This is a genomic window from Gracilibacillus kekensis (genome assembly GCF_900143085.1).
Lineage (GTDB): Bacteria > Bacillota > Bacilli > Bacillales > Amphibacillaceae > Gracilibacillus > Gracilibacillus kekensis.
Genome location: NZ_FRCZ01000008.1, coordinates 149,121 through 160,548, shown reverse-complemented (window position 1 = coordinate 160,548; position 11,428 = coordinate 149,121). Strand labels below are relative to the sequence as shown.

Sequence of the window (11,428 nt, the reverse complement as noted above, 5' to 3'; positions counted from 1 at the left end):
TAAATGAACAATTACCCTCTGGTGCCTTTCAAACAGCCACAGTAGACAGAGGCAAAGAGTTCGCTTGTTATCGTACCATTGAACAAGATACCGACATCAAAGTGTATTTTGCGGATCCTTATTCATCTTGGCAACGTGGTAGTAATGAGAATGCGAATGGGCTTTTAAGAGAGTTCTTCCCTAAGCAAACGGATTTAGCCAACGTTTCCAATGATGAGTTAGAAGGAGCTCTATCTTTAATTAACAATAGACCAAGAAAATGCTTGAATTGGAAAACTACACACGAAGCGTTTCAGGAAGAACTGTTGCACTTAATTTGACAAAAGGTCATAAAGAAAGAGGATAAGTAGAGGATAAAAGAGTATAGTGAGAGTATAAAACTCCCACTAATTAAACACTTTCTTTATTTAATCATCCGTTTTTTCTTTTTTAAAACAAATATAAGTAAATATCGCGGCAGCTAGCGTCCATATCGCTACAATTCCTATTGGCAACCAGGAATTCGTGTCGTGCATCTCGATTAACTGCATGATCGGAAAGTAATTCGCTATCGTAATCGCGAGACTGTCTTCTCCGAGACCGAGAAAATCAATCATCGGTGTAAATCCAAACAAAAACATCACCGGCATTAGGTAGGCAGATGTTGCAGCAATAGAATTTGTGAACAATCCGATTCCAATTCCCAGAAATAAAAAGAATAGAAATAACAAGAGTAGCCCGATGATAGCCTGCACATTGAGGAATGGCTCAATGCCGACAAGTGCTAAAGAAATTATCAATGAGATCAGAGTCATCAGTCCGACGACCAGGCTTTTTCCGATGATGATGTCCATAAAAGAAGCGGGTGACAGCATAAGTCCTCTTAATGTCTTCTTCTCATTTTCTTCCGCCATCATCGTCATCATGCTACTGGCTGTTACTGAAGAAAAGGTGACACCGACAATTAAATATAACATCGGGATCGGAAGCTCTTCCCCATCACCCAATCGACTGTATATTATCGCTAATATAATAGGAATGACTGGCATCGTTAAAAGCATCATATTCTTCATAAAATCTTTAAAATCTTTTTCAAAAATGGCACCTATACGTTGTGTATTCATTATACAAGCTCCTTCCCTGTTACTTTTAAAAAGATCTGTCCAAGCGTAGGATTATCAGAGTGAATGGCTTTTACTTTTCCACTTTTAATCAAGTCCCCTATTTTATCCGCATTCTCTTTCTCATTTTCGATGACCAACCATTCATCCTGAAAGGTTTCCACATGGAAAGCATGTGTGGAATATTTATATCGTAGCGCGTGCGGACTGCCGAGCTCCTGTATTTTTCCGTTGTTTAAAAAAGCTACACGATCACACAATTCTGTTGCTTCCTCCATATCGTGTGTCGTTATAAAAATCGTCGTCCCTGCATCATTTAATTTCTGTAGCCCGCGATGAATATGTGCGGCATTTCCTGGGTCTAAGGCAGAAGTAGGTTCGTCTAAAAATACGAGTTCAGGTTGATGAATAAGTGCTTTAGCCAGCAAAACACGCTGCTTCATCCCTTTTGATAATTTGGAAACGACCTTGTTGCGTGCATCTTTCAAATTAACTTCATCCAGCATCACATCAATTTGCGCCAATGGTGCATCATACAACTTACAAAATAACTTTAAATTATCATACACAGTCAGTCGTTCATACAACGAACTATTATCAGATAGTATTCCAATTCTTGATTTAAATTCAGCTGTTCCAAAAGCTCCAGCATTTGTAGCTAATACGTTTACCTCTCCTGCTGTTTGCCCAAGCTCGCCTGTTAAAATTTTTATCGTTGTTGTTTTACCAGAACCACTCGGTCCCAATAGGCCAAAAATTTCCCCTGGCTTCACACCAATACTGATATCTTCAATAGCTGCATGTCGGCCAAACACCTTTCTAAGTCCAGTTACTTTAATTGCATGTTCCAATTGAACTCCTCCTTTTATGATCTGTGCTTATCGTATACCGGATTGGGTCTTCATGCAGTCAAATCAAGGTGAAATGTACTAAATAGAAGTTCAATTGTACTCTTTTATCGTTAAAAAAAGGCTCCCCTTTTCATACAAAAAGCCGAACTGTACTTATTTCAGGTTGAACATATCCTGGATTCCTTGAATTTTTGTACGGGCTAACGGAATCGTTGATTTTGCCTGGTTATCGATTCTTAGTGAGTATGTATTTTTTGACCAGGTAATAATTTCACGTACTTTTTGCAAATTTACGATGTAGGATCGGTGACAGCGGTAAAATCCATAGACTTCTAATGTCTTTTCTATTTCTGTCAGTGTTGAGTCCAGTGAGAAGGATTCGTGATTGACAACAATCATTGCCTTACCATCCTGGCTTTCAATGTAATCAATTTCCGTTGGGTCGAACAAAATCACTTTATCCTCGATCTTTGCAGGGACCTTGAATAACTTTGCAGTGGATAATGCAGGAGCTGGTTCCTCATCCGTATCCTTTTCCATCACCTCTGCATCTACTTCAATTTTCAGCAGCCCTTTGTCCTGCAAACGATAGGCAACATCACTAAGTAGCAGTGCATGCTCCATATTGGATACTAAAATAAGTGTTGGCGTCTTGTTTTCTGTGAGCTTTTGTAGCATGTTCAGAAAGATATTGATCGTTTTGATATCGACACCTTGAATAGGTTCTTGAAATACCTTAGGATACGTATTCGTCATAAAGTATCTTGCATAATATACACGAGCAAGTTCAAAATGGGTGCACTTCCGTAAGGGTTTTTTTGTGCATGTTTGCAACTCGAACATTACCAAAATTTCAGGCAACGGTATCGTACAGCCAAACCATTTATGATAGAAAGTAACATTATCACCTACGGACAACCGCTCATATAATCCATCTTTGCGGTCAAAGATGGTTATATCACCATTTCGAAGGATTGTATCTATTAACTCTGCCTGCATATCCGTATCACTGTATATTGCAGTGGTATGTGAATCATGTAAGTGAAGCGAAATCGGCGGCAGTATATTACTTTTCACAGTTTCATAATTTAATTTATAACTCGTCATCTTGCAAACTCCTTTTTTCGCTGTAAAATCGATGTAATCATTTACCATAGTATAACATTATAATTAGTATATTTTTTTATTTGACTAAATAATCTCCAACCTTGCGTGTACTGACTAGGATTTCTTCTGTGTTTCGCTCGCTTTTCAAAGAGGTTGCTTGATCATTACTTTATATCACCGGTGGTTGTCAGATGTTGCTTTATTTTTTTAAACTTAACTTTACGGTTGACTTCATACAGACTACAATTGTAATATTATACTACAAATGTAATCCAATAAACCAAAGGAGGGTTATCAGATAGGTACTACTTTAACAATGAATATTTATTTTGAAATTCACACTTAATAGAAAGAAGGTAACTGATGAACTATTCTTCGAACATACTTAGAATAACCTTATATTTTTTTATAACATGCATAGCCTTAACAGTACTTGCTGCATGCACCAAAGAAACCAAACCTGCTGATTCCGATGCATCAACCAATGAAGAAACAGAGACCGAGCAAAACCTTGAAAGGGATGAAGAATTTAGCAAGCTCGAGAATGAATACGATGCCCGACTCGGCGTCTATGCATTAGATACAGGTAACGATCAAATCATTACCTACAATTCTGAAGAGCGTTTCGCATATGCTTCCACGTTCAAAGTACTAGCAGCTGCTCTACTGCTTAAGCAAAACAATATCCAAGACCTTGAAGAAATTGTCACGTATAAGGAAGAGGATCTGGTTACTTATTCTCCGGTTACCGAACAAAACGTAGGTGCGGGAATGACATTACTTGAACTGAGTGAAGCCGCTATTCGAAAAAGTGATAACACGGCTGCTAATTTAATGCTTGAGGCACTAGGTGGTCCAGATCGATTAAAACAAGCGTTACGAGAAATGGGGGACGATATTACCAATCCTGAACGTTACGAAACTGAGTTAAATGATTTTACACCAGGGAGTAACAAGGATACGAGTACTCCAAAAGCGATGGCTACCACTTTGAAGCATATCGTATTTGATGATTTCCTGCCCAAGGATAAGCGCGAATTATTGCTCAATTGGATGGAAGGAAATGCAACAGGGGATGCACTGATTCGGGCAGGTCAGCCTGAAGGATGGGTTGTCAAAGATAAAAGTGGAGCAGCAAGCTATGGTACCAGAAATGATATTGCAGTGGTATATCCTCCAGACAGAGAACCAATCGTGATAGCTATTATGTCCAGACGAGATACGGAGGATGCCGAATATGACGATGAGTTGGTTGCACAGGCTGCAAAAATAGCATTGAATGCTTTAAAATAGTCAAAGTCAAAAGTACATTAATATTGTTTCTTATTTAGACAAAAATACTAAAGCTCTCTCTTCAGTCTCTTATTGACGTTGGGATTGAAGTGAGATAACTTTAGATGTATACATTCGTGGTGAAGGAGATGACGTAAGATGTCCGCGATTCAATTGGCTATATGCCTGTTTCTTTCATCTTTTCTTGTCATTATTATTCTGCTGTTTCGAAAGATTTTTAAACATCACTTATCATCTGGTTGGCAATATAATCTATGGTTTATGTTATTAATTGGCTTAACCCTACCTTTTCTACCTACCGCTTTAGTGGATATTGGATCTCCCATTACATGGAGTGAGAACCCAAACAACCTACCATCCTCGCCCTCTAACTCAACCGAAAATTTTATAACAGAGGGTGAAGGAGATTGGGTACGGGACTTTTCTGTTTCTGTTAGTCGAATTGATTTAACATTTTTAAACTCTGTTCTAAACATACTATGGGGTTCAGGCGTGCTGGTTATGTTAATCCTGACGATTCACTCATGGATGAACCTGCAACGTATAAAAAAGTCAATCAACTTCATAGAGAATCAGGTGGTTCAAACATTGTTTCAAAATTGCAAATACCGCCTCCGCATTTCAAAAAAGGTAATGTTAGTAGAATCACCACTAATAAAGTCACCCGTGACATTTGGTATATTCAAGATCTATATTGTTTTGCCGCGTAATGCTGAAATATGGCTATCCAGAGATGAACTTACATATATTTTCCTGCATGAATTACATCACTTTAAATATAAGGACATTGCCACAAATCACATAGTTAATCTCTTTCAGATTCTGTATTGGTATAATCCATTAATCTGGGTTGCATTTAGAGAAATGCGATTAGACCGAGAAATTGCCTGTGATAGCGCCGTTTTGAAGATGCTCAATCACAAGCATTACTCGGCATATGGAAACACGATCCTAACATTTGCTAATAAATCCTTTTTCGAAAATCGATTCTCAACGGCTAATCATTTGGTTAGTTCTAGAAAACAATTAAGAAATAGAATTGAAAAAATAGCAAATTACTCAACTGAATCAAGGCTTTTAAAATGGAAAAGTATAATTATTTTTGTACTTCTAATAGGAATTGTGATCAGTCAGATTCCGATCGTATCTGCAATGTCTGATCGTGAGGATAGGATCCATTTTGATCATCCACAAACAATTGAGGAGGATTTAAGTAACTATTTCCATGGATACGATGCTAGCTTTGTACTCTATGATTTGCGCAAGGCCCAATACCTTATCTATAATAAGGATAAAAGCATGCTCCGGGTGTCACCGAATTCCACTTATAAAATATATAGTGCGTTATTCGCATTAGACTCTGGTGTGATAAGCACCCGTGATTCTCTACTGAAGTGGGATAAGGAAGAACATTCATTTGAAGAGTGGAACCAAAATCAGAATCTTTATACCGCAATGAAAAACTCTGTGACTTGGTACTTCCAGAGTTTAGACCAGCAAATGCCAAAACAAACGATTCAAACATATGTTGATAAAATCCATTACGGTAACCAGGATGTTTCTGCAGGAGTAAAAAACTATTGGCTAGAGTCTTCTTTAAAAATCTCACCGATTGAACAAGTACAGACACTTAAAGACTTTTATACAAACCAATTTGACTTTAATGAGCAACACATTGCTTTAATAAAGGATACTATCAAGCTGGAGACGAAAAACAACGCAACAATATATGGAAAAACAGGTACAGGAACCGTCAACAATAAACATGTAAATGGCTGGTTCATCGGCTATGTTGAATCACAAAACAACACCTTCTTCTTTGCAACCAATATTAAAAGTGACCACCATGCTAAGGGAAGTATAGCTGAAGATATTACCAAATCGATACTAGAAGACAAGGTTATCTATTAACTTTGAAAGGCAAGGGGATGTACGTGATGAAAAAAATACCCACTATATCAGAGTCGGAATGGGAAGTATTGAAAGTGCTATGGAAAAAAGCACCACTAACAGCAAATGAGATCATTTCTACTTTAGCGGTTGAAACAGATTGGAAGCCAAAAACCGTACGAACCTTGCTAGATCGACTCACAAAAAAAGAAGTAATCGGTGTCCATAGAGATCAGCGTGTTTATACTTTTTATCCACTATATTCTCAAGATGAATGCCAGCGTGCCAAAGCAAAATCCTTTGTGAAACGCTTTTACGACGGCACCTTACAATCTATGCTCGTTCAATTTATTCAGGATGAAGACTTATCAGAGAATGAGATTAGAGAATTGCGGTCTATTCTCGATAAGAAAGAGAATAAGAAGTAAATGTTCCCTCATTTAGTATGTTATGTAAAGAGGGAACATTTCGTTTTGTTTGTAAGTTGTGTGAGCTGGTCAGATTCCTGTCTTTATATCCGATTCATTCACACTGTCAGCTGAACCGTTCCTTCTCTTTTATCTAGTGTGAAATTCACTTTTTTACCATCGCATAAAAGCTCATACTCGCCAAGAAATCCTTCAAATGTTAACAAACCGTTAGCATCTGTTTGTGCTTGTTTATTTGTAGACCAATCTCCTTTAATCAATTTCTTTAATACATCATAGGATGGTTTCGTGCTGTTATCCTTCCTTACAAATCCTGATGGAGCCCCTAACCACGCTCCATCATCACTAAAGGACCATGTCGTAATTGCTTCTACAAGTGGATGCTCGAACAAAATAGAATACATTTCTTCCACTTCTTTTGCCTGACGTTCTTCAAATTCTGGTGTTGATGGCCAATCTGGAATCTGGTAATCATTCAAATCCTCTATTTCAGGAGGCATAATGTGTCCAGAAGTTAATGTGTTTTCTGTAAAATGAATAGGAATTCCAAAATGCGAGAATCTCTCTAATACTTCTTCTAACTTTTCTTGTCCCCAATATCCTTGATGTTGATGGGACTGAATACCAATCGCATCAATTTCTACACCTGCATTGAGGCAACCATCAATTAAAATTTCATAGTTAATCGATGTATTAAAGTCATTTAGTAATAGAGTTGCATCTGGATTAAATTCACGGGTCTTTGCAAACATTTCTTTTATAATTCCGACACGGCCAAGATCTTTACTTATTCTTGTAATGCCATTATCATATTTGTCAAAAATCGGCATGATCACTACTTCATTAATAACATCCCACATATCGACAAGCCCTTTGAAATCTGTTACATCTCGTTCAATTCTATCAAACTGAGCTTTCAGAATTTCTTCATTGCTCATATCAAGAAGCCATGGAGCTGTTACGGTATGCCAACAAAGTGGATGTCCTTTCACACTTACATTTCTGTCCTTTAACCACTGAGCTGCTGCCTGTAATTCTTTTGTTTGAGGTTTCCCTTTTTCCGGTTCAAATCTTCCCCAATAAAAGGGTAATGTACCGGCGTTAAATACATCTAAAAATCGATCCAGTTTTTCTTCTTGAAATGCAAGTCTGTCTGCTGGTACATTTTTGTTCGCTACATCGATGACATCAAAAATCCCGGCACCAAATAAAAATTGATGATTTGTATGCTTCAATTCAACGTTCTTTCCTGCCACAGGATTCCCTGATGGATCAATGAGTTTAATCGTTTTACTCGCCATTCGATGTGCCAATTTATTTGTTTGTCCCATCCTAATACCTCCGAATTCATCATGTTGTTATAACCAGAAAACGCTTTCTTTCCTGTCAACTAAATTTTAGCAGACATACGCTTACATAAAACCATAAAAGCTAAAGGTTTTAGTGTAAAAACTAAAGGTATTGGGACACAGGGACAGGTTCCTTGTCCCACTCTCTCACTTAAAATTCCTTGACTTCGTTCGGCCAACGCTGTTCGCTATCCAAGTAACTTTAGAGATTCGGTGGATAAACGAAAGGGACAAGGGACCTGTCCCTTAGTCCCTCTGGCTAATCGCTTTTCCTCCTGGACCTTCGTACTCGCGGCCCCATCCTGTTATTACTGAAAATAATAGTACGAGAAAGAGGATCATACAATAAATTAAAGCGCTACTGATTTCTGTTAATAAGAGTGGTTCAACAAAATCATAACCTTGTGTCAATAAAGCACCAATGAAAACAAATACACTTAGAAATGGAACAACTAGCACAAGTGAATTGGCGAAACCATCTAATAAATTTGCTCGACGGTATGGATGCAGGCCAACACGTTTGCCAATTTCATTTTGTACCTTTCCAAACGTCGCCATCGAAGCACTGGTTACACCACCAAAGCTCAACGTTGTGAAGGAAATACCTAACATCATGGCAATTTCTGCACCACGGACCGATTGACACATCTTACTATTAAGGATAGCACTGGTTACTTTTTCAATTACACCCGCGCCATTAAGTACACCCATGATCCCGTAAACCGAAAGTACTAATGTCACTGTTCCCATCATATAACTAATACCACCTGCTAAGTATCCTGCAGGTACACCATCGACCACGGAAATAATATCATCGAACCTTAGCAGGTTAGACACTAAACCAGTAATCGTACCTAAAATAAGACCAACCGTAATCGCTATATAGATATTACGGAACTTGATGGCAACAATTAACATGATTGCTACTGGAACGAGCATCACCAAGGTGATCGGGTTCGTATTTTCAGCTAGAAATTCTGTTGCATTTCCGCTTACCGTTCCACCACCGCCTAAAATCCAAAATAGAATAAAAGTAATAGTACCTGCAACGAAAGAATACTTAAATCGCGAGGCAACAATGCCACCTATTTCAGCAATACCTTCCTTCTTTGTATACTTTTGCGTTCCTGCTGAAATAATCGTTGTATCTGAAATAGGTGCTAAGTTATCACCAAAAATAGCACCACTAACAATGGCACCTGCAAGCAAGGCAGGATCACAACCCAATAATACGCCTGCTGGGTAGAAAATCGGAAAACAAGTAAACATCGTTCCAATGGACGAGCCAGTAGCCGTTGCAATGATGCAGACGGCCAAGAAGGTTAACGCAGTGAACAATCCACCATCGACATTCAGCAAATTGGCCATCCATACAAAACCACCTGAAATGTTCGTCGTTTTTATTAACTGAGCGAACATTCCAATAACGAACAAGAGGACGATAATAGGGACAGCCTCTCTTACTCCGTCATAAACCGAATTCCAATAACGCTCATAGTTTCCCTTTTTCACAAAAATGGCACCGACGATCAAGGCAACTAAAGCACCCATGCCAAGTGCATGCATTTCGAATGCTTTGAAAACAATAAAATATAATATACAAAAAAATAGAAAAATTGCAACAGGGACAAACGCAGTGCCCCAACCACCTCTAAATTCAAGCTTTTGATTCATCGTAAACCCTCCATCTCTCAATTAAATTTTGATTCATACAATTAAATTGACTTACTTAGTTCTCATTTAAATTCATTTTCATAATATTTCTAAACTTTGAACCCTCGGTACGTTCTAGCTCAAAAGGTTCCCCTTCCAATATTGTAAAGTTACTTAAAAATTGTGTAATTTCATCGATATCCGATTGATCAAGTTCAAAAGAAAAAATGTTTGAATTGGCTTCTACATGTTTGCTATTTCTAACCCCAATAATTGAAGCCGCTACACCTTCTTGACTTATTATATATTTTGTCGCGATGTGAGCAAGTGAGACCGAATACTTAGAAGCCATCCTCTCAAGCAATACTAACAATTCCTGATAGCCTTCCCAGCCGAGAGTTTCTTCCATTACCTGTATGTATTTCACTTGTGAACGATTATCCGGATCAATCTGTGTCTTACCGATCCATGTCTCCGCTAATAATCCACCTGATAATGTGCCATAGCATAGTAAATGGATGCCGTTACTTTTACAGTAGGCTAATAATTCCTTTTCTACACGTCTGTCAAAAACCGAATATTGATTTTGACAAGAAACAATCGGAATTCCTGCATCGACCATTTCGGATAAATGTTTCGTATCAAAGTTTGTAAGACCGATATTACGTATTTTTCCTTTTTCTTTAAGTTTCAAGAGATCGTAAGCTGTCTCCAAGTAACCCGGGATATTATAATCCCACCAATGAAACTGTACAAGATCCAATACCTCTCGCTTTTGACGCTTGAGACTCCGATCGATTATCTTTTCGGTGTAACTGTAATCGACTTTATCGAGCAAATTTATATCTGGTACATATTTGGTATGGATTTGGATATCTTGTGGCGATAGTGTGCTCCCTGACTTTAATTCGGTTTGAAAGTCACCAAGTAATTCTTCCGTTCCCGTATAGATGTCTGCACAGTCGAATGTCGTAAAACCTTGTTCAGCAAGCATATGAAAAGCCTTCATGACATCTTTTTTATCTATTTTTGATTTTAGGCTATGTCCTTCAGATAACTGCCAGCAACCATTGATCACTCTGCTAATTGTATAGTCTTTTGCCAGTTCCATTCTCTCTGCCATTATTCCGTGTCTCCTTTATGTAAAGGTTCTATCGTGCAATCCGCATGACTGAATTCTTTTGTCTCGGTTCTAGTAATTTTAAATCTTGCCCCACAGTTTGGATCCGGGCAGGCAATGAGACTGTCAGACAACATCCAATCATTTTTATGAAGAACCCGTTGTTTTGCTGGAAGTAATGGTAAGATCGCGCTTAAAGCATACATGGAAAAGGAATTATGCTCTGGAAAGATAATGTCCTCACCTTCCACTATGAAATAGGAACCCTCCTTATGATTACATACCATTGGCTTGTCTGTAGCAATAACCTCTACTTTTAAGTTATAAAGTGTAAATTTATCGTTCATAAAACTACCTCCTGTTCCCAATTGTCTTTTTTTCATAATTCTGAAAATTCTATGTTCTCTATGGTCATATTTTGATTATATACATCTAAAAAGTCCAATCGCCTCTTATAAAAAAGGGACGATTGGACCGCGGTACCACCCATATTTATTTAATATGTTTATTAGATATTAAATCACTATTTAGCCGTATACTCTAATACGACGTCTGTTATTTGTAACGTGTGGATTTTCACGTCAACCCTACTTGTGACGTTCAGGTTGCTGCTCAAGAGCCCATTCCATATTTATTC

At 38.0% G+C, this 11,428-nt stretch carries 11 protein-coding genes and 1 other annotated feature (1 of these 12 running past the window's edge); of the genes, 4 read left to right on the top strand and 7 right to left on the bottom strand.

The window, feature by feature from the left end; genetic code table 11:
- Positions 1-320 (top strand): IS30 family transposase (locus tag BUC25_RS17195; protein ID WP_139251856.1); only part of this gene is annotated, 320 nt, incomplete at its 5' end.
- Between the two features lie 87 nt (positions 321-407).
- Here the strand turns inward: BUC25_RS17195 and BUC25_RS17190 are convergent.
- From BUC25_RS17190 to BUC25_RS17180, 3 genes are all read right to left on the bottom strand, one after another.
- Positions 408-1,103, bottom strand: a complete 696-nt coding sequence (locus BUC25_RS17190; RefSeq protein WP_073203110.1) for an ABC transporter permease — start codon at positions 1,101-1,103, stop codon at positions 408-410.
- The gene (locus tag BUC25_RS17185; RefSeq protein WP_073203109.1) at positions 1,103-1,951 is read right to left on the bottom strand and encodes an ABC transporter ATP-binding protein; all 849 of its coding nucleotides are present in this window, start codon (positions 1,949-1,951) and stop codon (positions 1,103-1,105) included. The genes BUC25_RS17190 and BUC25_RS17185 overlap by 1 nt, the downstream gene beginning before the upstream one ends.
- Positions 1,952-2,104: 153 nt before the next feature.
- On the bottom strand, positions 2,105-3,058 hold the full coding sequence (locus tag BUC25_RS17180; protein WP_073203108.1) for a LytTR family DNA-binding domain-containing protein: 954 nt from the start codon (positions 3,056-3,058) through the stop codon (positions 2,105-2,107).
- A 363-nt stretch (positions 3,059-3,421) separates the two neighbouring features.
- Between BUC25_RS17180 and bla the strand changes: the two genes are divergently transcribed.
- The 3 genes from bla (at position 3,422) to blaI (ending at position 6,669) form a co-directional block, all read left to right on the top strand.
- Positions 3,422-4,351, top strand: a complete 930-nt coding sequence (bla, locus tag BUC25_RS17175) for a class A beta-lactamase (RefSeq protein WP_073203107.1) — start codon at positions 3,422-3,424, stop codon at positions 4,349-4,351.
- Positions 4,352-4,489: 138 nt separating this feature from the next.
- Positions 4,490-6,262: a BlaR1 family beta-lactam sensor/signal transducer gene (locus tag BUC25_RS17170; RefSeq protein ID WP_073203106.1), complete on the top strand. Its 1,773-nt coding sequence runs from the start codon at positions 4,490-4,492 to the stop codon at positions 6,260-6,262.
- A 23-nt stretch (positions 6,263-6,285) separates the two neighbouring features.
- Positions 6,286-6,669: a penicillinase repressor BlaI gene (gene blaI, locus BUC25_RS17165; RefSeq protein WP_084543514.1), complete on the top strand. Its 384-nt coding sequence runs from the start codon at positions 6,286-6,288 to the stop codon at positions 6,667-6,669.
- A gap of 98 nt (positions 6,670-6,767) precedes the next feature.
- On the opposite strand, the gene BUC25_RS17160 is transcribed toward blaI, so the two are convergent.
- From BUC25_RS17160 to BUC25_RS17145, 4 genes are all read right to left on the bottom strand, one after another.
- Positions 6,768-8,000: an endo-1,4-beta-xylanase gene (locus BUC25_RS17160; protein ID WP_073203105.1), complete on the bottom strand. Its 1,233-nt coding sequence runs from the start codon at positions 7,998-8,000 to the stop codon at positions 6,768-6,770.
- Between the two features lie 264 nt (positions 8,001-8,264).
- Positions 8,265-9,692, bottom strand: a complete 1,428-nt coding sequence (locus BUC25_RS17155; protein WP_073203104.1) for a Na+/H+ antiporter NhaC family protein — start codon at positions 9,690-9,692, stop codon at positions 8,265-8,267.
- A gap of 55 nt (positions 9,693-9,747) precedes the next feature.
- Positions 9,748-10,794 (bottom strand): aldo/keto reductase, encoded by a 1,047-nt coding sequence (locus tag BUC25_RS17150; protein ID WP_073203103.1) that lies wholly within the window; start codon positions 10,792-10,794, stop codon positions 9,748-9,750.
- Positions 10,794-11,138 (bottom strand): TIGR04076 family protein, encoded by a 345-nt coding sequence (locus BUC25_RS17145; protein WP_084543513.1) that lies wholly within the window; start codon positions 11,136-11,138, stop codon positions 10,794-10,796. The genes BUC25_RS17150 and BUC25_RS17145 overlap by 1 nt, the downstream gene beginning before the upstream one ends.
- 111 nt (positions 11,139-11,249) lie before the next feature.
- Positions 11,250-11,428, bottom strand: a binding site (T-box leader) (it continues 73 nt past the right edge of the window).